21 protein-coding genes are annotated in these 23,081 nt (G+C 74.1%); 14 read left to right on the forward strand and 7 right to left on the reverse strand.

The genetic code is table 11. The features are described 5' to 3' along the window. The first annotated feature begins 29 nt into the window (after positions 1-29). Complete coding sequence (locus tag ACPYN7_RS09050) at positions 30-1,658, forward strand: SLC13 family permease (protein WP_424347423.1); 1,629 nt, start codon at positions 30-32, stop codon at positions 1,656-1,658. A gap of 27 nt (positions 1,659-1,685) precedes the next feature. On the opposite strand, the gene ACPYN7_RS09055 is transcribed toward ACPYN7_RS09050, so the two are convergent. Both ACPYN7_RS09055 and ACPYN7_RS09060 read right to left on the reverse strand, forming a co-directional pair. Next, on the reverse strand, positions 1,686-2,453 hold the full coding sequence (locus ACPYN7_RS09055; protein ID WP_058875170.1) for an endonuclease/exonuclease/phosphatase family protein: 768 nt from the start codon (positions 2,451-2,453) through the stop codon (positions 1,686-1,688). Between the two features lie 83 nt (positions 2,454-2,536). Continuing rightward, on the reverse strand, positions 2,537-3,100 hold the full coding sequence (locus ACPYN7_RS09060; protein ID WP_424347424.1) for a Dps family protein: 564 nt from the start codon (positions 3,098-3,100) through the stop codon (positions 2,537-2,539). Between the two features lie 245 nt (positions 3,101-3,345). On the opposite strand from ACPYN7_RS09060, the gene ACPYN7_RS09065 reads away from it, so the two are divergent. The 4 genes from ACPYN7_RS09065 to ACPYN7_RS09080 all read left to right on the forward strand — a co-directional run bounded on the left by ACPYN7_RS09065 (position 3,346) and on the right by ACPYN7_RS09080 (position 8,029). Then, complete coding sequence (locus ACPYN7_RS09065; RefSeq protein ID WP_058875168.1) at positions 3,346-3,570, forward strand: hypothetical protein; 225 nt, start codon at positions 3,346-3,348, stop codon at positions 3,568-3,570. A gap of 25 nt (positions 3,571-3,595) precedes the next feature. Then, entirely contained in the window at positions 3,596-4,144 is a 549-nt protein-coding gene (locus tag ACPYN7_RS09070; RefSeq protein WP_424347425.1) for a hypothetical protein, read from the forward strand. 73 nt (positions 4,145-4,217) lie between these two features. Next, positions 4,218-6,254 (forward strand): FAD-dependent oxidoreductase, encoded by a 2,037-nt coding sequence (locus ACPYN7_RS09075; protein WP_424347426.1) that lies wholly within the window; start codon positions 4,218-4,220, stop codon positions 6,252-6,254. A gap of 146 nt (positions 6,255-6,400) precedes the next feature. Further along, the gene (locus ACPYN7_RS09080) at positions 6,401-8,029 is read left to right on the forward strand and encodes an amidohydrolase (protein WP_424347427.1); all 1,629 of its coding nucleotides are present in this window, start codon (positions 6,401-6,403) and stop codon (positions 8,027-8,029) included. Positions 8,030-8,066: 37 nt separating this feature from the next. Here the strand turns inward: ACPYN7_RS09080 and rraA are convergent, their stop codons facing one another. Genes rraA through ACPYN7_RS09095 form a run of 3 tightly spaced genes read right to left on the reverse strand, consistent with a single transcriptional unit; the run spans position 8,067 to position 10,871 of the window. Continuing rightward, positions 8,067-8,546 carry a ribonuclease E activity regulator RraA gene (gene rraA / locus ACPYN7_RS09085; RefSeq protein ID WP_058874053.1) on the reverse strand — a complete coding sequence of 160 codons (480 nt, stop codon included), beginning with the start codon at positions 8,544-8,546 and terminating at the stop codon, positions 8,067-8,069. A 41-nt stretch (positions 8,547-8,587) separates the two neighbouring features. Beyond that, the gene (locus ACPYN7_RS09090; RefSeq protein WP_424347428.1) at positions 8,588-10,150 is read right to left on the reverse strand and encodes an MDR family MFS transporter; all 1,563 of its coding nucleotides are present in this window, start codon (positions 10,148-10,150) and stop codon (positions 8,588-8,590) included. A gap of 4 nt (positions 10,151-10,154) precedes the next feature. Further along, positions 10,155-10,871, reverse strand: coding sequence for a PepSY domain-containing protein (locus ACPYN7_RS09095; RefSeq protein WP_424347429.1), 717 nt, complete (start codon positions 10,869-10,871; stop codon positions 10,155-10,157). Positions 10,872-11,043: 172 nt separating this feature from the next. On the opposite strand from ACPYN7_RS09095, the gene ACPYN7_RS09100 reads away from it, so the two are divergent. The 7 genes from ACPYN7_RS09100 to pknB are packed head-to-tail and all read left to right on the forward strand — an operon-like array spanning position 11,044 to position 20,874. Beyond that, entirely contained in the window at positions 11,044-11,823 is a 780-nt protein-coding gene (locus tag ACPYN7_RS09100) for an FhaA domain-containing protein (RefSeq protein ID WP_424347430.1), read from the forward strand. Continuing rightward, positions 11,824-12,321, forward strand: coding sequence for an FHA domain-containing protein FhaB/FipA (locus tag ACPYN7_RS09105; RefSeq protein WP_058874050.1), 498 nt, complete (start codon positions 11,824-11,826; stop codon positions 12,319-12,321). It abuts the gene before it with no gap. A gap of 3 nt (positions 12,322-12,324) precedes the next feature. Continuing rightward, positions 12,325-13,839, forward strand: coding sequence for a PP2C family protein-serine/threonine phosphatase (locus tag ACPYN7_RS09110; protein WP_424347431.1), 1,515 nt, complete (start codon positions 12,325-12,327; stop codon positions 13,837-13,839). Further along, complete coding sequence (locus tag ACPYN7_RS09115; protein WP_424347432.1) at positions 13,836-15,647, forward strand: FtsW/RodA/SpoVE family cell cycle protein; 1,812 nt, start codon at positions 13,836-13,838, stop codon at positions 15,645-15,647. Before ACPYN7_RS09110 ends, ACPYN7_RS09115 begins: the two co-directional genes overlap by 4 nt. After that, complete coding sequence (locus ACPYN7_RS09120; RefSeq protein ID WP_058874047.1) at positions 15,644-17,089, forward strand: peptidoglycan D,D-transpeptidase FtsI family protein; 1,446 nt, start codon at positions 15,644-15,646, stop codon at positions 17,087-17,089. The genes ACPYN7_RS09115 and ACPYN7_RS09120 overlap by 4 nt, the downstream gene beginning before the upstream one ends. Next, complete coding sequence (locus ACPYN7_RS09125) at positions 17,086-18,834, forward strand: protein kinase domain-containing protein (protein WP_424347433.1); 1,749 nt, start codon at positions 17,086-17,088, stop codon at positions 18,832-18,834. The genes ACPYN7_RS09120 and ACPYN7_RS09125 overlap by 4 nt, the downstream gene beginning before the upstream one ends. A gap of 3 nt (positions 18,835-18,837) precedes the next feature. Beyond that, complete coding sequence (pknB, locus tag ACPYN7_RS09130; protein WP_424347434.1) at positions 18,838-20,874, forward strand: Stk1 family PASTA domain-containing Ser/Thr kinase; 2,037 nt, start codon at positions 18,838-18,840, stop codon at positions 20,872-20,874. 40 nt (positions 20,875-20,914) lie between these two features. Here pknB and ACPYN7_RS09135 read toward each other — a convergent pair whose 3' ends face one another. Beyond that, positions 20,915-21,553 (reverse strand): anthranilate synthase component II, encoded by a 639-nt coding sequence (locus ACPYN7_RS09135; RefSeq protein WP_058874044.1) that lies wholly within the window; start codon positions 21,551-21,553, stop codon positions 20,915-20,917. A 141-nt stretch (positions 21,554-21,694) separates the two neighbouring features. On the opposite strand from ACPYN7_RS09135, the gene ACPYN7_RS09140 reads away from it, so the two are divergent. Both ACPYN7_RS09140 and ACPYN7_RS09145 read left to right on the forward strand, forming a co-directional pair. Then, entirely contained in the window at positions 21,695-22,093 is a 399-nt protein-coding gene (locus ACPYN7_RS09140) for a cell division protein CrgA (RefSeq protein ID WP_424347435.1), read from the forward strand. Then, positions 22,084-22,296 carry a hypothetical protein gene (locus ACPYN7_RS09145; protein WP_058874042.1) on the forward strand — a complete coding sequence of 71 codons (213 nt, stop codon included), beginning with the start codon at positions 22,084-22,086 and terminating at the stop codon, positions 22,294-22,296. Before ACPYN7_RS09140 ends, ACPYN7_RS09145 begins: the two co-directional genes overlap by 10 nt. 81 nt (positions 22,297-22,377) lie before the next feature. Here the strand turns inward: ACPYN7_RS09145 and ACPYN7_RS09150 are convergent, their stop codons facing one another. After that, positions 22,378-22,974 carry a YceI family protein gene (locus ACPYN7_RS09150; RefSeq protein ID WP_424347436.1) on the reverse strand — a complete coding sequence of 199 codons (597 nt, stop codon included), beginning with the start codon at positions 22,972-22,974 and terminating at the stop codon, positions 22,378-22,380. Positions 22,975-23,081: the final 107 nt, after the last annotated feature.

A 23,081-nucleotide genomic window follows, 5' to 3' on the forward strand; every position in this document is an offset into this window, starting at 1 on the left:
CACCCACCACGAGCACACCTGGAGGAGACATGGGCAGCACGCCATCGGCCGGCGGACCCCGCCTGGAGGACGACGCCCCGGGACCCGGTCACGCGCAGGAGAGCGACCACCGGTCGCCGGGAGAACGGGCCCCCGCGGAGCACCACAAGACCCACCGGATCAAGTGGAGCGGGCTCGTCGCAGGCCTGGTCCTGGCGCTGCTGATCTACGTGCTCCTGCCCGCGGACCTGGCCCAGCACGCCCGGCTCACGGCCGCCACCGCCGGGCTCATGGGCGTGTGGTGGATGACGGAGGCCATCCCGATCCCGGCCACCGCCCTGCTGCCGCTGATCATCTTCCCCGTGCTCGCGCCGGACGTGGCCGTGGACGACGTCGGCGCCTCCTACGGGAGCAACATCATCTTCCTCTTCATGGGCGGGTTCCTCCTGGCCCTGGCGATGCAGCGCTGGAACCTGCACCGGCGGATCGCCCTGCGCACCGTGCGGGTCATGGGCACCAAGCCGGCCCAGATGGTGGCCGGCTTCATGATCGCGACCGGCTTCCTCAGCATGTGGGTCTCCAACACCGCCACGGCCGTCATGATGATCCCCATCGGCGTGTCCGTCCTGCTGCTGCTGCCCAACCTGATGGCCGACGCCGCCGCCGAGGCCGGCGCCGCCGACACCGACCTGACGGGCGCCGACCCGCAGAGCGCGGAGGTGAAGGAGGCCGTCATCGCCTCGAACTTCGGCACCGCCCTGATGCTCGGCATCGCCTACGCCGCGTCCATCGGCTCCCTCGGCACGATCATCGGCACCCCGCCGAACACCCTGATGGTCGGCTACCTCCAGGAGGCCCACGACATCACCGTGGGCTTCGGCCAGTGGATGCTCGTGGGCGTGCCGCTGTCCGTGGTCATGCTCGCGATCGCCTGGTTCCTGCTCACCAAGGTGCTGTTCAAGCCGGAGATCGACGAGATCCCCGGCGGCCGGAAGCTGATCGACAACGAGCTGCACAAGCTCGGACCCATGTCGACCGGCGAGAAGCTCGTGCTGGCGATCTTCGCGCTGGCGGCCTTCAGCTGGGTGTTCGTGCCCGTGATCTTCGACTCCCCGCCGATCAGCGACGCCGGGATCGCCATGGTCGTGGGGCTGCTGCTGTTCCTGCTGCCCGCCGGCGCCGAGCGCGGCGTCCGGCTGCTGGACTGGGAGTCCGCGGTCAAGCTGCCCTGGGGCGTGCTGCTCCTGTTCGGCGGCGGGCTGGCGCTGTCCTCCCAGTTCTCGGGCTCCGGGCTCACCGAGTGGATCGGCGCCCAGGTCGAGGCACTGGGCGCCGTGCCCGTCCTGGTGCTGGTCCTGGTCGTGGCCGCCGGCGTGATCTTCCTGACGGAGCTCACCAGCAACACGGCCACGGCGGCCACGTTCCTGCCGGTGGCCGGGGGCGTGGCCCTCGGCCTGGACATGGACCCGATGCTGCTGGCCATCCCGGTGGCCCTGGCGGCGACGTGCGCGTTCATGCTGCCGGTGGCCACCCCGCCCAACGCCATCGCCTTCGGCTCCGGCTACGTGACGATCGGCCAGATGATCCGGGGCGGGCTGTGGCTGAACGTCGTGGGCGTCGTCCTGATCACCCTCGTGACGATGACCCTCGGCCTGTGGGTGTTCGGCATCGTGTACTGACCGGCCCGCGCACCGGCGGCCCCGTCCTCAGCCGGCGGGGCCGTCGTCGTGCTCGAGCTCGGCCAGCACCGGGAAGTGGTCCGAGGCCCAGACCCCGCGCGGGCGCTCGGCCAGGACACGGGAGTCGAGGACGCGGACCCGGCCGCCGTACAGGATCCAGTCCAGGCGCGGGGTCCGGGCACGGGGCCGCCGGTAGCGGTGGAAGGTCCCCGCGGCGTCGGCCGGCAGGGTGTCCCGCAGCCCGCCGGCGAGCGCGGCGTCCCAGGTGCGGGACCGGCCGGCGGCCGCGTTCATGTCCCCGAGGACCAGCAGGGGCCCGTCCCCGCCGACGAGCCGGCGCTGCAGCGCGGCGAGCTGGCGCAGCCGGCTGTGCTCCGGCCACGGGTCGAGGTGGGTCGCGACCGCCCGCCAGGCCACCCCCGTGCGCCGGTCCGTGAGCTCGGCCAGCACCAGGGTGCGGGGGAAGAGGTCGCCCGGCCACTTCGACCCGGGGAGCTCCGGCTGCGGGGACAGCCACCGCTGCTCCCAGTGCTCGATGCCGAAGCGCGCCGTGTCCACGGCCAGCAGGCACCGCTCACCGCGGCCGTCGGCGTCCCGCCCTCCCCCCAGCAGGACGTGGTCCGCCCCCAGGGCCTGCTGCAGGTGGTGCAGCTGCTGCGGGTGGACCTCCTGGAGGGCGGCCAGCTCCGGCCGGTGGGTCCGGAGCACCGCGCGCACCGCGGGCGCCCGGGTGAACCACGCGTCCGGCGCCACCCGCCGGTACCTCTCCAGGGGACGGCGGACGTTGAAGGTCATGGCCGTGAACGCGCCCCGGCCCCGCGGACCACGGGGGTCCACGGGGCCGGGACGGGCGGGGGCTGCCACGATCGCGGGGCGGGCTACTGCGCGGCGGACTCCGCCGCGCCCCGCTCCGTGCGGGCGCCGCCGTGCTGGAGGTCGCCACCGCTGTTCTCGAGGTGCGCGCGCATGAACCACTGGAAGAGCTCGAGCTCCCGGACCTGGCCGATGAGCATGTCCTCGGTGATCGGGTCGAGCTCGCCGACCTTCTGGATCGCGTCGCGGTGGTCCTCGATCACGCCGTTGTAGACGAGGTCGAGGGCGGCGAGGTGCTCCACGCCGGTGGCGCGGTGGACCGAGTAGTCATCCCAGGTGCGGGCCTGGACGAGGTCGCCGGGCAGGCCGCTGGGGCCCACGCCCATGGTCGCCATGCGCTCGGCGAGCTCGTCCACGAAGCCGCGCACGAGCTCGATCTGCGGGTCCAGCATCTCGTGGACGGAGATGAAGTTGGGGCCCACCACGTTCCAGTGGGCGTGCTTGAGCGTGAGCTGGAGGTCGTTGAGGGCGTGCAGGCGCTGCTGCAGCGTCTGGGCGACCTCGTGACCGTTCTCGGTGGACAGACCGGGCACGGTGTAGGGGGCGGTGCGCTGGTTCGGGGTGGCCATGGGTTCGTCTCCTGCTTCCGGCCGCCGCCGGGCGGCGGCCTTGATCGACAACGATGAATGCCCCGCCGGAGCGGGCCTCTGCGTCCCACTATGGCACGACACCCCCAGACTGTCAGCACCCTGTTGATTCGCTGAGCGCGATATCCGCGTCCCGGCCCGCCGGCGTCGCCGGCCGGGGCCGCACCGGTGCCGGCACCGCCGCGGCGGCCCTTGCCAGGACCGGGAGCCGCTGGTTGGCTGGGGCCATGGACACGACTCCCGGATCCGGCGACCAGCTCCCCGACGACCCGCACCTGGCCGACGACGTCGGCGTGCCGGACACCCCGGCCCGCGATCTCGACACGGCGCAGGACCCGCTGGGCCAGACCAACGCCGGCCAGCGCGTCCCGAGCGCGGGCGACGCCGCCGACCCCGCCGACCCGGACTTCGGCGCCGGGGCGGGCGGCCCCGGCCCCACGGCCGGGGACTGACCCGGCGCGGCGGCGCCACGGCCCCGTGAGCACCCGCGGCATCAGCACGGAGGGGATCGCCCGGGCCACCGGCGTCCCGTGGGAGACCTGGACGGCGCGGCTCGAGGAGCTCGGCGCCCGGGCGATGAGCCACGCCGAGGTCGCCCGCCGCGTGGCGGAGCAGCTGGACGGCGTCGTCGAGAACCACGAGTGGTGGGGCCAGTCCGTCGCGGTGGCCTGGGAGCAGCACACGGGAGCCCGCCGCCCCGGCCAGGCCGCGGACGGCAGCTTCGGGCTGAGCGCGAGCCGCACGGTGGCCGGCACCCCGGACGAGGCGCTCGCCCGGTGGGCCGAGCTCATGGCCGAGCGCACGGAGGTCCGCGGCGTCCCGTTCCGGCAGCCGCCCACCACCGCCGCGACCGAGAGGTGGCGCTACTGGCGCGTGCGGCTCGCCGACGGGACCCGGGTCGCCGCGACCATCGGCGCCAGGGGGGACGGCCGCGCCACGGTGGCCCTCACGCACCAGGGGCTGGCCTCCGCCGACGACGTCGCGCGGTGGCGCACGACCTGGAAGGACCTGCTGGCCCGCCTCTGAGGCCGCGCCGCGCTTGTGAGGCGGCTCACTCCTCGCCTACGGTGACCCAAGTACCTGAGACGAGGAGTATCACATGACCGTGCCCTATCCGCGCCTGCTCGCGCCCCTGGACCTGGGCTTCACCACCCTGCCCAACCGGGTGCTCATGGGGTCGATGCACACCGGCCTCGAGGAGCTGCCCGGAGGGTTCGAGCGCCTCGCGGAGTTCTACGCGGAGCGGGTGCGCGGCGGAGTGGGGCTCATCGTCACCGGCGGCATCGGACCGAACCCCGAGGGCGCCACGCACGCCGGCGGGGCCGTGCTGAGCACGCCCGAGGAGGTGGCCCGGCACCGCACGGTCACGGATGCCGTGCACGCCGAGGGCGGGAGGATCGCCCTGCAGATCCTGCACGCCGGCCGCTACGCGAGGACGCCCGACGCCGTGGCGCCGAGCCCGCTGCGCGCCCCCATCAGCCCCGTGGTCCCGCACGAGCTGAGCCCGGAGGAGATCGAGCGGACCGTCGAGGACTTCGCCCGCACCGCCGCGCTCGCCCGGGAGGCCGGCTACGACGGCGTGGAGGTGATGGGCTCCGAGGGCTACCTCATCAACGAGTTCGTCGCCGCCGAGACCAACCACCGCACCGACCGGTGGGGCGGGTCCTTCGAGAACCGGATGCGCCTGCCCGTGGAGATCGTCCGCCGCGTGCGGGAGCGCACCGGCCCGGAGTTCATCCTGGTCTACCGCCTCTCCATGCTGGACCTGGTCCCGGGCGGCTCCACGCTCGAGGAGGTCGTGACGCTGGCCCGGGCGGTCGAGGCCGCCGGCGCCACCCTGCTCAACACCGGCATCGGCTGGCACGAGGCGCGCATCCCCACCATCGCCACGGTGGTCCCCCGCGGCGGCTTCTCGTGGGTGACGCGCCGGCTCAAGGGCGAGGTCTCGATCCCCCTGGTCGCCGTCAACCGGATCAGCACCCCGGAGACCGCGGAGCGGATCCTGGCGGACGGGGACGCGGACATGGTCTCCCTGGCCCGGCCCCTGCTCGCGGACCCGGACTTCGTGGCCAAGGCCGCGGGCGGCCGGCCGGACACGATCAACACGTGCATCGCGTGCAACCAGGCGTGCCTGGACCACACCTTCGCGGGCCGGACCGCGTCCTGCCTGGTCAACCCCCGGGCCGGGCACGAGACCCTGCTGCGCCTGGGCCCCACCCGCCGCGCCGAGCGGATCGGCGTGGTCGGCGCGGGCCCCGCCGGGCTGGCCTTCGCCGTCAACGCCGCGGAGGCCGGGCACGCCGTGACCCTCTTCGAGGCGGAGGACCGGATCGGCGGGCAGTTCCTCATGGCCCTGCGCATCCCCGGCAAGGAGGAGTACGCGGAGACGCTGCGCTACTACGGCGTGCGGCTCGCCGAGCTGGGCGTGGACGTGCGGCTCGGGACGCCGGCCGGGCCCGGGCACCTGGGCGGCTTCGACCGGCTCGTGCTCGCCACGGGCGTGGAGCCCCGCGTGCCCGCGATCGAGGGGGTCGACCACCCGTCGGTCGTGGGCTACCGGGACGTCCTGCACCACGGGGCGCCCGTGGGCCGCCGGGTGGCCGTCCTCGGGGCCGGGGGCATCGGCTTCGACGTCGCCGAGTTCCTCCTGCACTCCCCGGGCGCGGACTTCTACCGCGCGTGGGGGGTCGACACGACGCTGTCCGCCCGGGGCGGCCTGGCCGCGCCGTGCCCCGACCGGCCCGCGCGCGAGGTGACGCTGCTGCAGCGCTCCCCCGGCAAGCTCGGGGCCGGGCTGGGCCGCACGACCGGCTGGATCCACCGGGCCTCGCTCCGGGCCGGGGGCGTCCGCACCCTGAGCGGGGTGGCGTACCGGCGGATCGACGACGACGGGCTGCACCTCACCGTGCCGGGAGCCGACGGCACGGAGCCGGCCGAGCGGGTCCTGCCGGTCGATACCGTGGTGCTGTGCACGGGCCAGGAGCCGCTGCGGGTGCTGCACGACGCGCTGCTCGACGCCGGGCACGACACCGGCGCCGTCCCGGTGCACCTCATCGGCGGGGCCGACGTGGCCGCCGAGCTGGACGCCAAGCGGGCGATCCGGCAGGCCACGGAGCTCGTCGCCGCCCTGGGCTGACCCGCCCCGCGCCCTCTCGGCCGCCGAACGCACCGGTTCCGCCCGAGACCTGCGCACTTCTCCCGGCGGCCCGGGCGGAACCGGTGCGTTCGGCGCCGGACCGGGCCGGGTGCCACGATGGGGGCAGTCCCGAGGAAAGGATTCCCATGCAGCTCGACCTCCAGCTCGTCAACGCCACGGTCCTGACCATGGAGCCGGGCCGCCCGAGGGCGTCGAGCCTCGGCGTGCACGGCGGGCGGATCGTGGTCCTCGACGACCCGGACGTGCCGGCGGCCGAGACCGTGGACCTCGGCGGGGCCACCGTGCTGCCCGGGTTCGTGGACGCGCACTGCCACACCACGTGGTTCGGGCTCGGCCTGGCCGAGGTGGACCTCTCCGCCTGCACGTCCCTGCACGAGCTCTACGGGGCCCTGGAGCGCGGCATGGCCGCGAAGCCGCGGGACGAGGAGTGGCTCATGGCCACCGGCTTCTACCCGGCCACCGTGGGCGGGTCGCTGCCCGACATCGACGTCCTGGACCGCATCACCGGCCGCACCCCGCTGTTCGTGCGGCACACGTCCGGCCACGCGGCGGTGGTGAACTCCGAGGCGCTGCGCCGGGCGGGGATCCTCACCCCGGGCACCCCGGACCCGGTGGGCGGGCGGGTGGTGCGGGACGGCACCGGACGCGCCACGGGCCTGGTCGAGGAGACCGCCCAGGCGGTGGTGCAGGAGCTGTTCCGCCCCCATCCGGTGGACCGGATCGTGGCGGCGCTCGACCGCGCCACCGCCCGCTACGCCGCCGAGGGGATCACCACGTTCGCGGAGGCCGGGGTCGGCGCCGGGTGGATCGGGCACAATCCCTCCGAGCTGCTGGCCTACCAGCAGGCCAGGGACGCCGGGGCCCTGCACGCGCGGGCCCAGGTGATGCCGGTGCTGGACGTCCTGCACGACATCGGCGGGCTCGGGGACGGCTCCGTGCGCGGGCTCGACCTCGGCCTGCGCACCGGCTTCGGCGACGACGAGCTGCGGCTCGGACCGGTCAAGGTGTTCGTGGACGGCTCGCTGCTCGGGGAGACCGCCGCGGTGACCGAGGCCTTCTGCGGCGGCCACTCCACCGGCTACTTCCAGGAGAACCCGGAGCAGATGGCCGAGGCGATCCACGCCGCGTACCGCGCGGGCTGGTCGGTGGCCGCCCACGCGATCGGGGACCGGGCGATCGACTTCGCGATCGACGTGATCACCCGGTGCCAGGACGAGCACGGGCGCCGCCCGGTGCCCAACCGGATCGAGCACGCGAGCATCACGCGGCCCGACCAGCTGCCGCGGCTCGCGGCCGCGGGGATCGTGGTGACCCCGCAGATCGGCTTCCTGCGCCCCATGGCCACCCAGTTCCGCCGGCTGCTGGGCGCCGAGCGCACGGACTGGACCTACCGGGGCCGCAGCTTCCTGGACGCCGGGGTGCGGATCGCCGGCAGCTCCGACCGCCCGGTCGCCGACGGCGACGTGCTGCGCTCGGTCCAGGCCTGGACGGACCGCCTCGACGGCGACGGACGGCGGTTCGGCCCCGCCGGGGAGCGGCTCGACGTGCTGGAGGCCCTCGCCGCCTACACGTCCGAGGCGGCGAAGGCCCTCGGGATGTTCGACCGGATCGGCTCGCTCGCCCCCGGCAAGCTCGCGGACCTGGTGGTGCTGGAGGAGAACCCCCTCGAGGTGCACCGGCGGGGCGGGTCGGTGGAGCACATCGGGGTGCGCGCGACCTACCGCGGCGGCCTGCGCACGCACGGCCCGGCCTGAACGGTCCCGGCCGGGGCGGGCCCGCCCCGGCCGCCGCTCAGCCCTCGACGAGGATCCCGTCCTCGTCGGCCCACACCGTCCGGCCCGGGCGGAACGTGACGCCCTCGATGACGACCGGCACGTCCTGCTCCCCGACGCCGTCCTTGGCGGACTTGCGCGGGTTGGAGCCCAGGGCCTTGACCCCGAGGGGCAGCCCGGCCAGGGCCACCCGGTCCCGGACGGGGCCGTTGATGATGACCCCGGCCCACCCGTTGCGCACCGCGGACTCCGCGATCATGTCCCCCATGAGCGCGGTCCCCATGGAGCCGTGGCCGTCCACCACGAGGACCGCGCCCTCGCCCGGGGAGTTGAGCACGGCCTTCACCAGGCCGTTGTCCTGGAAGCAGCGGACCGTGCGCACCGGCCCGCTGAACGCGGCCCTCCCGCCCAGGTCGAGGAACTGGCGCGGGCAGGACATCAGCTGCTCCCCGCGCTCGTCGTAGAGGTCGGCGGTGGTGAACGGGCGCGGATCGGTCATGAGCTGCTCCTGAGGCATCCGGGGGCGGTTCCGGCACCAGCCTAGCGACCGGCGCCGCCCCGCTCGGTCCCGGCGTGCTCCGCGGGCGGACCCGGGGTCTCCGCCCGCGGGTCGCCGACGGTCGTGCCCAGCGGGATCTCGTCGATGAGCAGGGACAGCACGAGGCACCCCGCCGCGACGGGCAGGCCCCACAGGAAGATCGGGGGCAGCGACTGGGCGAAGGACTGCGCGACGGCCTCCTGCACCGGGGCGGGCAGGGACGCCAGCACCTGCGGGCTCAGCGCGTTGACGTCGAGGGAGGGCAGGCCGCGGCCCGCGAGCGCGCCGTCGAGCCGGGCCACGAAGACCGAGCCGAACACGGCGATCCCGAAGGACGCGCCGATCTGGCGGAAGAAGTTCGACGACGACGTCGCGGCCCCCACCTCCGCGGGCGGCACCGCGTTCTGCACGATCAGCACGAGGTTCTGCATGAGGCAGCCGATGCCCAGGCCGGTGACGGCCATTCCCGCGGCGGTCAGGGAGTACGGGGTGGTCTCGTCGACCAGCGAGAGCAGCACGAGCCCGGCGGCCATCACGACGGAGCCCAGCACGGGCCAGTGCTTGTAGCGCCCCGTCCGCGCGATGCGGCGCCCGGTGCCGATCGTGCCGACGAGCATCCCGGCCGTCACGGGGATCATCATCAGGCCCGCCCGGGTGGCCGACGCGCCGTCGACCATCTGCAGGTAGGTGGGCAGGTACGTGATGGTCGCGAACATGATCACGCCCATGCCGACGGCCGCCGCGGTGGGGACCACGAAGTTGCGCACGCGGAACAGGTGCAGGGGGATGATCGGCTCCGGGGCGCGGCGCTCGACGAGCACGAACAGCACGCCGAGCACCAGGGACGCTCCGGCGAGGCCGAGGATCCGCGGGCTCGACCACGCGTAGGCCGTGCCGGCCCACGTGGTGAGGAGCACGAGGGCCGTGCTGCCCAGCGCGAGCAGCGCCGTGCCGAGCAGGTCGAGCCGCACCCGCCCCCGGGGGACGTGCGGCAGGTGCAGGAAGCGCGGGATGAACAGCAGCGTCACCAGCCCCAGCGGCAGGTTGATGTAGAACACCCACCGCCAGCTGACCAGGTCCGTGAGGAACCCGCCGATCAGCGGTCCGCTCACCGAGGCCAGACCGAAGGCCGCCCCGATCACGCCCATGTACTTGCCGCGCTCGCGGGGGGAGACGAGGTCCGCGATGATCGCCTGCGCCCCGATCAGCAGGCCGCCGCCGCCGAGGCCCTGCAGGGCGCGGAAGGCGATGAGCTGCGTCATGTCCTGGGCGGCACCGGAGAGCACCGAGCCCAGCAGGAACACGACGACGGCCACCAGGAAGATCCGCTTGCGCCCGTAGAGGTCGCCCAGCTTCCCGTAGACCGGCAGGCCCACCGTGGCGGCGAGCACGTACGCGGTGACCACCCAGGAGATCCGGTCGAGCCCGTTGAGGTCCCCGACGATCGAGGGCAGCGCGGTGGCCACGATCGTCTGGTCGAGGGCGGCCAGCAGCACCGCCATGAGCAGGCCCAGGAAGGTCAGCAGCAGCCGCCGGCGCTCCGTGCGGCCGGGATCGGCGGCCACCGGGTCAGCGGTCGATCTTCAGCACGGAGCCGTTCGCGACGTCGACGAACACGTCCACCGAGTTGCCGTCCGGCTCGTCGAGCTCGACCTCCCACACGGTCGTGCCGTCCTCCGTCTCGAGCTGCGCCTCGTCGAGCGTGCCGTTGACCGTGTCCAGCGCCGTGCTCAGCCCGTCCTCGAGGGGCACCTGGACCCGGGCGAGCTTCTCGCGGTCGTCGCTGTCGAGGCTCCCCTCCTCCTCCTGGCTGATCACGTCCTCGCCGTCCTGCGAGACGTAGAGCTCGTGCTCGCGGTCGCCGGCGGCGACGGCGACCTGCCAGCTGGCCGGGCTGTCCTCCCGCCCGATCTCGAACGCCTGGGCGTCCCCGCCCACCGCGTCCTCCGCGGCGGCCACGGCCGAGGACACCACGGCCGCCTCGCCGCCGGCCGTGGAGTCCGCGCCGGGGCTGCCCGAGGGCGAGGCGCTGCCGGACGGCGAGGCGCTGCCGCCGGTGGCGTCCTCCCCGGGGCTCGCACTGTCGTCCGGGGTGGCGGTGTCGTCCGGGCTCGCGCTGTCGTCCGGGGTGCCGGTGCCGTCCGGGGTGGCGGTGCCCTGCGCCGGGGCGGTGGTGCCGCCCTCCCCGGCGTCACCGCCGCCCCCGTCGCCGCCGCAGCCCGCGAGGAGCAGGGCGGCGAGGGCGAGCGCGGCCAGGGACAGGGGCCTTCTGTCAGTGTGCTTCATGCCCTGGATTGTTCTCCCCGGCGGGCCCGCTGGCAAGGACGTGACCGGGGCACGGACCCGCCCGGCGCGCACCCCCCACCGGGCTCACAGGCGTCACGTCTACTATCCTGGAGAACGCCTGACCCGGGACCGGGGGCATGCGCACCGCGATCGACGCCAGGAAGGAGGCGGCATGGGATTCCTCGAGAGCCTCGAGAAGAACATCGAGAAGGCCGTCCGCACCGCCTTCTCCACCGGCTCCCGGAAGCGGGTGGAGGCGGTCGAGATCGCCAGCGCCCTGCGGCGGGAGCTCGACCACGAGGCGTTCACGATCTCCGCCGGCCGCACCATGGCCCCCAACGTCTTCGTCGTGGAGTTCTCCGACGAGGACTTCCCCCGCGCCCAGGACTGGGGCACGCCGCTCGCGGAGGAGCTGTGCGACGTGGTCATCAAGCACGCCCGCAGCCAGGCCTACACCCTCCAGGGGGCGGTGAAGGTCTCCTTCACGCGCAACCCCGAGGTGGAGGCGGGCGAGTTCCGCGTCCACTCCTCGGCGCAGCGCACCGCGGAGTCGCCCAACACCCCCTCCACCCCGAGCGGGCAGCGGATCGCCCGCGGCCACCGGCAGGAGGAGCAGGAGGAGGACCAGCCGACGCGGGCCGTGCCCGTGCAGCACTGGATCCCGGTGCTCGACGTCGAGGGCGCGCGGTTCTCCATCAACGCGGACTCGATCGTGCTGGGCCGCTCCGCCGAGGCGGACATCACCGTGGAGGACACCGGGGTGTCGCGCAAGCACCTCGAGATCCGCCGGCAGGGCGAGCACTTCGTGGCCGTGGACCTCGGCTCGACCAACGGTTCCTACGTGGACGGGGAGCGGGTGATCGGCCGCACCGAGCTGGTCAACGGTTCCGTGATCACCATGGGTCGCACCAGGATCACGTTCCGCCTCCTGACCCCGAAGGGGAACCGCTGAATGTCCGAACTGACCGTCACCCTGCTCCGCTTCGGGTTCCTGGCCCTCCTCTGGATCTTCATCTTCAGCATCGTCGCCAGCCAGGGGCGTGACCTGGCGGTCGGGGGGAAGCTCCCCGCGGTGCTCACGCGCTCCCGCGGGGGCCGCCGGGAGACCGCCGCGGAGCCGGCCCCGCCCGCCGCGGGCCCCGCCGGCGGGCAGCGCTCCCGCCCCCAGACCCTCGTCGTCGTCGACGGCCCCCTCCGCGGCCGCAGCTACCCCCTGGGCAACGCCCCCGTGCTGCTGGGCCGCTCCCCCGAGGCCACCGTGCCGCTCGGCGACGACTACGCCTCGGGGCGCCACGCCCGGCTGTTCCCGCAGGGCTCCCGCTGGTTCCTCGAGGACCTCGGCTCCACCAACGGCACCTTCGTCGGGCAGCAGCGCCTCTCCCGGGCCGTGCCGCTCGACCCCGGCACCCCGTTCCGGGTGGGCAAGACCGTCCTGGAACTGAGGTCCTGACGCATGGCGATCGCCTTCCGCTACGCCGCGCGCTCGGACGTGGGCCGGGTCCGTTCCAAGAACGACGACTCCGCCTACGCGGGCCGGCACCTCGCCGTGGTCGCCGACGGCATGGGCGGGCACGTGGGCGGTGACGTCGCGTCGGCCTCCGCGGTCATGGACCTCACGAGCCTCGACCGGCCCGACCACCACGGCGACGGCGCCACCGTGCTCACGGACGAGATCCAGAACGCCAACCAGAACCTCGCCAGGCTGGTCCTGGGCAACGCCCGCCTGGGCGGCATGGGCACCACCGTCACGGCGCTGCTGGCGGACCGGGACGAGCTCGTCGTGGCCCACATCGGCGACTCCCGCGCGTACCGGCTCCGGGGCGACGAGTTCCGGCAGGTCACCAAGGACCACACCTTCGTCCAGCGGCTCATCGACGAGGGCCGGCTGCGCCCGGACGAGGCGGAGTCCCACCCGCACAAGAACGTGCTGATGCGCGTGCTCGGGGACGTCGACGCCTCCCCCGAGATCGACGTGGAGACCCTCCGCCCCGAGAGCGGCGAGCGGTGGCTGCTGTGCTCGGACGGGCTCAACGCCGTGGTCCGCCCGGAGACCATCCAGTCCGTGCTGGGCTCCACCGACGACCTCAACCAGATCGTGGACACGCTCGTGGAGCTGACGCTGGACCGCGGGGCGCCCGACAACGTGACCGTGGTGGTCGTCCAGGTCTTCCGGACCGACGACACCGCCCCGGTGCCGCAGGCCGGGGAGGTGCGCGGCGCGGTCCCGGACCCCGACTTCGCCCGCACCTCGGACGAGATCACCGCGGACGCGGCGGGCCCGAGCGCCGACCGGAGCCCGTCCGAGTCCTCGGCCGCCGCGCTGCGCCGCGACCTCGCCGCCCGCCCCCACCTGCTGGTGGGCGCCGCCGCCAACGCCACCCAGACCGGGCGCATCCCCACCGTGAGCGACAGCGTCCTCGAGCGCCGCGCGACCCTGCTCCGGACCTCCGCCCCCGACACGCTGGCCGACCCGCAGGACGTCGAGTCCGCGCTGCACCGGGCGGACGCCACCGTCCCGTCCCCGCGCCGGCGCCGCCACCGGCGCGCCGTCGTCGTGCTCGCGCTGGCCACGGCCGGGCTGATGCTGGTCGCCGGGGCGTGGCTCACGAGCGGCTGGATCAGCTCCCAGTACTACGTCGGCGAGCAGCAGGGCAACGTGGCGATCTACAACGGCGTCTCCCAGTCGCTCGGGCCCGTGAGCCTCAGCGACCTCGAGCGCGCCACGGACCTGCGGGTCGAGGACCTCCCGGGCTTCGCCCAGGACCGGGTGCGCAACGCCATCCCCGCGGACAGCCTCGAGGAGGCGGAGCGGATCGTGCGCGAGCTGCGCGAGTCCGTGCCCGAGGAGGCCACCGGCTCCGAGCCCCGCCCGACCGGGACCGTCCAGCGGGCCACCGCCTCACCGACCGCCTCACCGACCGCCTCGCCCACGGCATCGCCCGCCGCCTCCCCCGGTGGTGCCGGATGAGCGCCCCCGCCGGGACCCTCCCCCGCGAGGAGGACGTGGAGCCCCGCCAGAAGCCGCGGCGGCTCACCGAGCTGCTCCTGCTGGTCGTCGCCGTGGGCATCGGCGTGGGCGCGAACGTCCTCGTGGACCCCGAGCAGCTCGGCTCGGGGGACCCGCACATCCTCCTCTCCGGGCTGGTCCTCGGCATCGGCGCCCTCGTCCTGCACGTGGTGCTGCGGCTGCGGGCCAAGTACGCGGACCCCTACGTCCTGCCGATCGTGGTGGCCCTCAACGGCCTGGGCATCGCCATGATCCACCGGATCGACCTCACCACGGACCAGACGGCGGCGAGCTCGCAGGTGGTCTGGACGGCCTTCGCCATGACGGCCGCGGGCCTGGTGCTCTGGTTCCTCAAGGACCACCGGGTGCTGCGGCGGATCACCTACATCTGCCTGCTGCTCAGCGGCCTGCTGCTGCTCCTGCCCCTCCTGCCCGGTCTCGGCCTGGAGCTCAACGGCGCCCGGATCTGGATCTCCGTGGGCGGGCGCACCTTCCAGCCCGGCGAGGTCGCCAAGATCACCCTGGCCGTCTTCTTCGCGGGCTACCTCTCGACCAATCGCGACCTCATCCTGCTGGCCGGCAAGAAGGTCGGCCCCGTGCGGCTGCCGCGGTTCCGGGACCTGGCCCCGATGTTCGCGGCCTGGATCATCGCGATCGGCGTGCTGGTGTTCCAGCGGGACCTCGGCTCCGCGATCCTGTTCTTCGGCCTGTTCGTGGCCATGATCTACCTCGCCACGAGCCGGCTGAGCTGGATCGTGATCGGGCTGCTGCTCGTGGCCGTCGGAGGGTTCTTCGCGAGCCAGGTCTTCGGCCACGTGGCGGCGCGCCTGGACTCCTGGCTCAACGCCTTCGACCCCGAGGTGTACAACCGTGCCCCGGGCGGCTCCGGCCAGATCGTCCAGGGCCTGTTCGGGCTCTCCTCGGGCGGGCTCTTCGGGCAGGGGCTGGGCCAGGGCCGGCCGGACCTCGTCTCCTACGCCAACTCGGACATGATCATGACGGCGTTCGGCGAGGAGCTGGGGCTGATCGGCCTCAGCGCCGTGCTCGTGCTGTTCTTCCTGTTCGTCACCCGGGGGTTCCGGGCGGCCCTGGGCACCCGTGACGCGTTCGGCAAGCTGCTGGCGGCGGGGCTCTCCGCGGTCATCGTGCTGCAGCTGTTCGTGGTGGTGGGCGGGGTCACCCGCCTGATCCCCCTGACCGGGCTCACCACCCCGTTCATGTCCGCCGGCGGCTCCTCGCTGCTGTCCAACTGGATCATCGCGGCGATCGTCCTGGCGATCTCCCACACGGCCCGCCGTCCCGTGGTCACCGGTCCGGCCACCGAGGCCGACCTCGCGGAGGTCGCCGCCTACGAGGCCGCCCTCCGGGAGGCCGCCCGGCGGGACGACGAGGAGCGCGCCGAGCGCCTCGAGCGCCGCCGGGACCGCCGCCCCCGCAAGGAGACCGGGAGGACCGGCGAGGAGGCCGGCGCGGCCGGGGAGACCGGCGCGCCGGCGGACGCGGAACCGGCCGGCGCAGCCCGGGCCGGCGGGCAGGACGCCGACACCGCGCAGGGCAGTGCCCGGTCCGACACCGTCCGCCGTCCTGCGGTGCCCGCCGACACCGCCGCCACCGAGCCGATCGCCGCCGCGGGGCCGGGCGGGCGCCGCGACGCCGAGGGCGCGGACCACCACGGCGGCACCCCCACCGAGGCGATGTCCCGCCTCACCGACCAGGACCGCAGGGACCCCGGAGGGTCCCGGAGCACCGAGAACGGAGGAGCATCGTGAACCGGGCGATCCGACACACCTGGGTGGCCGGCGTGGCGATCTTCACCGTGCTGCTCCTCGCGCTGACCTACGTGCAGTTCTTCGCGGCGCGCACCCTCGAGGCGCACCCGTGGAACAACCGCAGCCTCTACGACCAGTTCGGCGCGGACCGCGGCGCGATCCTCGTGGACGGTGACCCGAAGGCGTCCTCCGTGCCCTCGGAGGACGACTTCGAGTACCAGCGCGTCTACACGGACCCGCTGACGTACGGGCACCTGACGGGCTACTTCTCCCTGGTCTACGGCGCCACCGGGCTGGAGGCGGCCCTCGGCGAGGAGCTCTCCGGCGCCTCCGACGAGCAGTTCTACGACCGCGTGGTCTCGATGTTCTCCGGCAACCAGCCCACGGGCGCGTCGGTCGAGCTCACCGTCGACGCGGAGCTGCAGCAGACCGCCGCCCGGGTGCTCGAGGGCCGGAAGGGCTCGGTCGTGGCGCTCGACCCGGAGACGGGCGCGGTCCTCGCCATGGTCTCGAGCCCCGGCTACGACCCCAACGAGCTGGCCTCGCACGACTCGGGCTCCGTGATCGCCGCCGCGGAGCGGCTCAACGCGGACCCCGAGGAGCCCCTCGTCAACCGGGCCGTCGCCGGCGACCTCTACGCCCCCGCCTCGACGTTCAAGATCATCGACACCGTGGCCGCCCTCGAGTCCGGGGACTACACCACGGAGACCCTGATCCCGAACCCCCAGGAGCTGCCCTTGCCCGGCACCGACGTGACCCTGCCCAACTTCGTGGGCGGCGGGTGCACGGCGCGGGCCCAGGCGGACCTCGAGTTCGCGCTCGAGCAGTCCTGCAACACGCCGTTCGCCCAGATCGCCCTCGACCTCGGGGAGGACAGGATCCGGCAGACGGCGCAGGCCTTCGGCTACGGGGAGCCCCTCTCGGTCCCGCTCAAGGTGACCCCGTCGATCTTCCCCGAGGAGCTCAACGACGCCCAGCTCGCGCTGTCCTCGATCGGCCAGTACGACGTGCGCACCACGCCCCTGCAGGTGGCCATGACGAGCGCCGCCATCGCCAACGACGGCGTGCTGATGAAGCCCCAGCTCGTGGAGACCGTGCGCTCCGCCGACCTGTCCGTGATCGACGAGTTCACCCCGGAGCAGCTGCGCCGCGCCACGAGCGCGGACGTGGCCGAGACCGTCACGGAGCTCATGGTCGAGGTCGTCGACGACGGGATCGCCCGGGGTGCGGCCGTGCCCGGGGTGGAGGTGGCCGGCAAGACGGGCACCGCCGAGATCGGCTCGGAGGAGGGCCTCAACGACTCCTGGTTCACCGGCTTCGCCCCGGCCGACGACCCGCAGGTCGCCGTCGCCGTCGTCTTCGAGGACGTGGACGTGGCGACCGGCTCCACCCTGACCACCACGAGCGCCAAGCAACTCTTCGAGGCGGTGTTGAACAAGTGAGACCATCGTCGAGCACCGTCCTGGGCGGGCGCTACGCACTGACCGACCGGATCGCGATCGGCGGCATGGGAGAGGTGTGGAAGGCCAAGGACCGCGTCCTGGGCCGCATCGTGGCCGTGAAGATCCTCAAGGAGGAGTACAACGGGGACCCGAACTTCCTGCAGCGCTTCCGCGCGGAGGCCCGGCACACCGCCCTGCTGAACCACCCCGGGGTCGCCAACGTCTTCGACTACGGCGAGGAGGAGGGCTCCGCGTTCCTCGTGATGGAACTGGTCCCCGGCGAGCCCCTGTCCAACATCATCGAGCGGCAGAAGACGCTCCCGCCGGACACGGTGCTGAACTACATCGGGCAGACCGCCCGGGCGCTGGCGGCCGCGCACGCCCAGGGCCTGGTGCACCGCGACGTGAAGCCCGGCAACCTCATCATCACCCCGGACAACCGGGTGAAGGTCACGGACTTCGGGATCGCCCGCCTCGCGGACCAGGTGCCGCTCACGGCCACGGGGCAGGTCATGGGCACCGCCCAGTACCTCGCGCCCGAGCAGGCCACGGGCCAGACGGCCACGGGGTCCTCGGACATCTACTCGCTGGGCATCATCGGCTACGAGTGCCTCGCCGGGCGCCGCCCGTTCACCGGGGAGTCGCAGATCGCGATCGCCCTGGCACAGGTCAACGACCCGCCGCCGCCGCTGGCCGAGAGCGTGCCCGAGCCCGTCCGGGCGCTGCTGATGTCGATGCTGGCGAAGGACCCCAAGGACCGCCCGGCCACGGCCGGCGCGCTGGGCACCGCCGTGGACGCCATCCGCCGCGGCGACGAGGACGCCGCGGTCGCGGCCGTGCCCGGGATGCGCCCGTTCCTCGACCTGCCGGACGACGACGCCACCCAGGCGTTCGACCCGGTGCCCGACGAGCCGACCCGGCTGCTGGACCGCGGGGGCACGGCCGCCCCCGCGGCGGCCGGAGCCGCCGCGGCCGGGACCGCCCGCCCCATCACCGCCGAGCTGGACGTCGTCGAGGACCCCCGGGGCTCCGGGGACGACGGCCGCGGCGGCGGCTCGGCCCCGGCCGAGGAGCGCGCGGACCGCCGCTCGGTCTGGGCCTGGCTGCTGCCGGTGCTCCTGGTCCTGCTCGTCCTGGCGGGGCTGCTGTGGTTCTTCCTGCTGCGCGATCCGGCGCCCGTGGGCCCGGAGCCGTCCCCCACGGGCACCGTCTCCACCTCGCCGGTGCCCGGCGAACCGTCCTCCCCCGCGGCGACGCCCGGCGCGGCGGACACCGTGGAGGTCCTCGCCGCCCGGTACGAGGGGCGTCCGGTGGACGAGGTGGTGCAGGAGCTCTCCGACCTGGGCTTCCCCGTGGAGCGGGAGGGCCGGACCTCGGACGAGGAGGAGGGCACCGTCCTGTCCCTGAACCCCGTGGGGCAGGTGGCGCGGAGCACCACCATCACGGTGGCCTACTCGACGGGCCCGGACACCGTGGAGCTCCCCTCGGGGATGGTCGGCCGGCCCGCCGACCCGCTGATCGACGAGATCAGGCTCCTGGGCGTGAACATCATCCGCTACGACGAGACGACCGAGGACGCCGAGCCCGGGACCGTGCTGCGCACCCAGCCCCTGGGCGGGTCCACCGTGCGCCCCGGCGACACCATCGAGATGTGGGTCGCCGCGGCGCCGGACACCTCCCCCGCCCCCGCCACCGGATCGCCCGCGTCCCCCGCGACACCGACCGGACCCGGCCAGGAGGGCTGAGCCATGCCGGGCCGGAACCCCGTTCCTCCCCTGATCAACGACCGCTACGAGGTGGGGGAGACCATCGGCCGCGGCGGGATGGCCACCGTGCACCTCGGACGGGACCGGCGGCTGGGCCGGCGGGTGGCCATCAAGGTGCTGCGCCCGGAGCTCGCCCGGGACGGCACCTTCCACGAGCGGTTCAAGCGCGAGGCGCAGTCCGTGGCGGCCCTGAACCACCACTCGATCGTCTCGGTCTACGACACGGGCGAGATCCTCGCGGAGACGGACGAGGGCGTGGACCGGCCGTTCATCGTGATGGAGTACGTGCCCGGCCGGACCCTGCGCGAGCTCATCCACGACAACGCCGTCACGCCCCGGGAGGCCGTGGACATCACGCTCGGCATCCTCGGCGCCCTGGAGTACAGCCACCGGGCGGGCATCGTCCACCGGGACATCAAGCCCGCCAACGTGATCGTGACCCCGGAGCGGCAGGTCAAGGTCATGGACTTCGGCATCGCCCGGGCCGTCGAGGACACCTCACCGGCGCTCACCCAGGCCCAGGCCGTCCTCGGCACCGCGCAGTACCTGTCCCCGGAGCAGGCCCGGGGCGAGTCCGTGGACGCCCGCTCCGACCTCTACTCCACCGCCTGCGTGCTCTTCGAGATGCTCACGGGGCGGGCGCCGTTCGTGGGCGGGTCCTCGGTGGACATCGCCGCCCAGCACGTCCGGGACCGTCCCCCCGCGCCCTCCGAGCTGGATCCGCGGCTCGGCGGGCGCGTGGACGACTTCCTGGCCCGGGCGCTCGCCAAGGACCGCTCCGCCCGCTTCCAGGACGCCGGGCAGATGCGCCGGGCGCTGCGCGAGCTGCGCCCCGCGGCGCCGGGGGACCTGGACGCCACCCAGCCGATGCACGCGGTCCAGGGGCGGGACGAGGACACGAAGACCCTCCCGCCCGTCCCGGTGCCGGCCGCTGCGGTGACGGGCCCGCCCACCGCGGTGGGCACGGCCGTTGCCGCGGCGCCGGCGGCCGAGGACCCCCCGGACAGCGGGTCGACCCCTGCCCGGCGCCGCCGGCGGCCCCTGCGCGCGGCGCTGCTCGGCCTGCTCGTCCTCGCGGTCCTCGCCGTCCTCGGGGTCGTGGCGCTCCAGTGGATCCAGGACCAGCGCAGCGGGCCCGTCCTCGTCGCCGTCCCCTACGTCGCGGGGATGGACGCGTCGGTGGCCGAGACGGTGCTCCGCAACGCGGACCTCGTGCCGCAGCGCGAGGAGGTCTTCGACGACGAGGTGCCCGAGGGCGACGTCGTCGGCACCGACCCTGCCGCCGACACCCAGGTCGAGGAGGGAACCACCGTGGTCCTCGGCGTCTCGAGGGGACCTTCCGAGGTGGAGGTCCCCGGCGACCTCGTGGGCCGGTCCGAGGAGGACGCGCGGGAGGCGCTGGAGTCCGCCGGGCTCGAGCCCGCCGAGGACACCCGCTCGGTGAACAGCTCGTGGGTGCCCCGGGGGATGCTGGTCGCCACCGACCCGGCCGGTGGGACCACCGTCCGCAGCGGCTCCGAGGTGCAGCTCGTGCTGTCCACCGGGCAGGTGACCGTGCCCCAGGTCGTGGGCCTGAGCCGGCAGGAGGCCGTCGCCGTCCTCGGCGCGGACGCGGCCCGCCTGACGGCCGAGGTCGTCACCGCGCCCCGGGCCGGGGTGCCGGCCGGACAGGTCCTGGACCAGAGCGTCGACGCCGGCGGGTCCGTGCCGCAGGGCTCGACGATCACGCTCACCGTGGCGGTCGCCCCCGCGCCCGAGCCGGCCCCGGAGCCGACCCCCTCGCCCACCCCGTCCCCGTCCCCCGAGGAGACGGAGGAGCCCGAGGAGGAGCCGGAGGAGAGTCCCGCACCGGACGAGGGGGACGGGTCCGAGCCCGCCGCCTCCCCGGAGCCGTCGCCGGACGCCTCTCCGGACGCCGAGGCGCGCGGCGGCGAGCAGGGCGGGGTCGCGGAGCGTGCGGCCGCGCGCGCCCGGGAGGCGCTCGAGCGGGCCGAGGACCGGCGGGCCCGGGACGAGTAGCGGCCGGGACGGGCGGTGGCCGTGAGCGGACGGCGTCCGGTCAGACCGTGATCAGCGGGGACAGCGGTGCGGCGGCCCGCGCCGCGCCCTTGAGCCCCACGAGCTCGAGCCAGTTGCCGAGCATGAGGTAGCCGCCCTCCGTGAGGACGGACTCGGGGTGGAACTGCAGTCCGTGCAGCGGAGCGCTCTTGTGCCGCAGCCCCATGATCACCCCGTTCGGGGTGCGGGCGGTGACCTCGAGGACGTCGGGCACGGACTGGTCCACCACGGCGAGCGAGTGGTAGCGGGTCGCCGTGAACGGGCTGGGCACCGCGCCGAACACGCTCGTGCCGTTGTGCTCCACCCGGGAGGTCTTCCCGTGCATGAGCTCCTCGGCGTGGGTGACGGTCCCCCCGTACGCCTCCGCGAGGGCCTGGTGGCCGAGGCAGACGCCGAGCAGCGGCTGCTGCGTCTGCTCGGCGTGGCGGATCAGGGCGGTGCACACGCCAGCGTCGGCAGGGGCGCCCGGACCGGGCGAGAGGAGGACGCCCTGGTGCTCGTCGGCGAGCGCGCACGCGGCGGCCTCGTCGAGGTCGTCGTTGCGGATGACCGTGGTCTCGGCACCGAGCTGCTCGAGGTAGCCGACGAGGGTGTAGACGAAGCTGTCGTAGTTGTCCACGACGAGGATCTTGACGGTCACAGGGTCTCCTGGGAGTGGGGTGCCTCTCGGCGCGTGCGCCCGTCCAGCTTACGCGTCCGCGGGGAGGCCCGCACCGGGCGGCTAGACTGGGGCACCGGACCCCCGCCGTGCAGACGGCCCGCTTGGTGATCAGGAGGATCAGTGCCCGAGTCCAAGAACCGCCGCAAGAAGCTCGCCCGCCGTCCGAGCGGATCCGGACGGACCGCGCCGGCCGCCCCGACCGTAGACACGGAGCTGGCGCGGCTGGCGGCCGAGGGACTGCCCGGCGGATCCACCGCCTTCGACCCGGAGGCCGCGGCCAACGCGGTCGCGCAGGAGCTCACCGAGCGCTCCCGGCACGGCTCCCCGGAGACCCATGCGCCGACGCCCACCTGGTACAAGGCCATCATGCTGGGCCTGCTGGTGGTGGGGCTGCTGTGGCTCATCCTCTACTACCTCTTCCAGGGCGCCTACCCCGTGCCCGGGATCGGCACGTGGAACATCGGGGTCGGCCTGGCCCTCATGATGGCGGGCCTGATCATGACCACGAAGTGGCGGTGACCTCGGTGGCCCCTGCCGGCACCGGCCCCGAGGACCCGGACGAGCCCTCCCCCAGGCCGCTGAAGGACGAGATCGCCGACTCCCGGCCCAAGGACGGGCGTCGGCTCAACCCCGCGACGTTCGAGGTGCGGCTGCGCCGGTGGGCGCTGCTGCTGCTGGTCGCGGGGCCCGTGATCTGGTTCCTGGTGCAGCAGCTCCGCTAGCCGCTGCCGCGTCCACGACTGTGGCCCGCACCCCGGAAGGGGTGCGGGCCACAGTCGTGGACGCGGCGCGGTCCCGCGGGATCAGGCCTCGGCCGAGACGGCCTCCTGGCCCTCGACGGTCTGCTCGGGGTCGTCCTGGGGCGCGGTGAAGGCGACGTCGAGGCTGATGAGCACCTTGTCGGAGACGAGGACCCCACCGGCCTCCATCGCGGCGTTCCAGGTGATGCCGAAGTCCTTGCGGGAGATCGTGGTCTCGGCGGAGAACCCGGCACGGGTCACGCCGAAGGCGTCGACGACCACACCGCTGAACTCGGTGGCGAGCTCGACGGTGCGGGTCACGCCCTTGATGGTCAGCTCGCCCGTGATCGTGCCCTCCTCGCCGTCGAACGCCACCGCGGTCGAGGTGAAGGTCATGGTGGGGTGCTCCTCGACCGCGAAGAAGTCGGCGCTGCGCACGTGGGCGTCGCGGTCCGCGTTCTTGGTGTCGATGGACGCCATCCGGACGGTGGCGCGCAGGGTCGAGTCCTCGACCGGGTCGGTGACCTCGAGCTGGGCGTCGACCTCGCCGAAGGTGCCGCGCACCTTGGAGATGCCGGCGTGGCGGACGGCGAAGCCGACCTCGGAGTGGGCGGGGTCGAAGGTCCAGGAACCGGGGACGAGAGCGCTGAGCTGGGACATGGTGTTCTCCTTGGTGAGCGACGAACAATTGGTTGCTTCGTCAACAACTCTAGGAGCAGCTTGGTGATGTGTCAACAACAAGGTTCAGGGAATTCCGGGGGGACGCG

It is taken from the genome of Kocuria sp. CH-021, assembly GCF_049716185.1.
Lineage (GTDB): Bacteria > Actinomycetota > Actinomycetes > Actinomycetales > Micrococcaceae > Kocuria > Kocuria cellulosilytica.

What these genes read in the sequence shown, in the direction of transcription:
- ACPYN7_RS09055 (WP_058875170.1), bottom strand. Translation starts at nt 2,453, where the DNA reads ATGACCTTCAACGTCCGCCGTCCCCTGGAGAGGTACCGGCGGGTGGCG.
- ACPYN7_RS09115 (WP_424347432.1), top strand. Translation starts at nt 13,836, where the DNA reads ATGAGCGCCCCCGCCGGGACCCTCCCCCGCGAGGAGGACGTGGAGCCC.
- ACPYN7_RS09110 (WP_424347431.1), top strand. Translation starts at nt 12,325, where the DNA reads ATGGCGATCGCCTTCCGCTACGCCGCGCGCTCGGACGTGGGCCGGGTC.
- pknB (WP_424347434.1), top strand. Translation starts at nt 18,838, where the DNA reads ATGCCGGGCCGGAACCCCGTTCCTCCCCTGATCAACGACCGCTACGAG.
- ACPYN7_RS09050 (WP_424347423.1), top strand. Translation starts at nt 30, where the DNA reads ATGGGCAGCACGCCATCGGCCGGCGGACCCCGCCTGGAGGACGACGCC.
- ACPYN7_RS09150 (WP_424347436.1), bottom strand. Translation starts at nt 22,974, where the DNA reads ATGTCCCAGCTCAGCGCTCTCGTCCCCGGTTCCTGGACCTTCGACCCC.
- ACPYN7_RS09060 (WP_424347424.1), bottom strand. Translation starts at nt 3,100, where the DNA reads ATGGCCACCCCGAACCAGCGCACCGCCCCCTACACCGTGCCCGGTCTG.
- ACPYN7_RS09100 (WP_424347430.1), top strand. Translation starts at nt 11,044, where the DNA reads ATGGGATTCCTCGAGAGCCTCGAGAAGAACATCGAGAAGGCCGTCCGC.
- ACPYN7_RS09065 (WP_058875168.1), top strand. Translation starts at nt 3,346, where the DNA reads ATGGACACGACTCCCGGATCCGGCGACCAGCTCCCCGACGACCCGCAC.
- rraA (WP_058874053.1), bottom strand. Translation starts at nt 8,546, where the DNA reads ATGACCGATCCGCGCCCGTTCACCACCGCCGACCTCTACGACGAGCGC.
- ACPYN7_RS09105 (WP_058874050.1), top strand. Translation starts at nt 11,824, where the DNA reads ATGTCCGAACTGACCGTCACCCTGCTCCGCTTCGGGTTCCTGGCCCTC.
- ACPYN7_RS09095 (WP_424347429.1), bottom strand. Translation starts at nt 10,871, where the DNA reads ATGAAGCACACTGACAGAAGGCCCCTGTCCCTGGCCGCGCTCGCCCTC.
- ACPYN7_RS09075 (WP_424347426.1), top strand. Translation starts at nt 4,218, where the DNA reads ATGACCGTGCCCTATCCGCGCCTGCTCGCGCCCCTGGACCTGGGCTTC.
- ACPYN7_RS09080 (WP_424347427.1), top strand. Translation starts at nt 6,401, where the DNA reads ATGCAGCTCGACCTCCAGCTCGTCAACGCCACGGTCCTGACCATGGAG.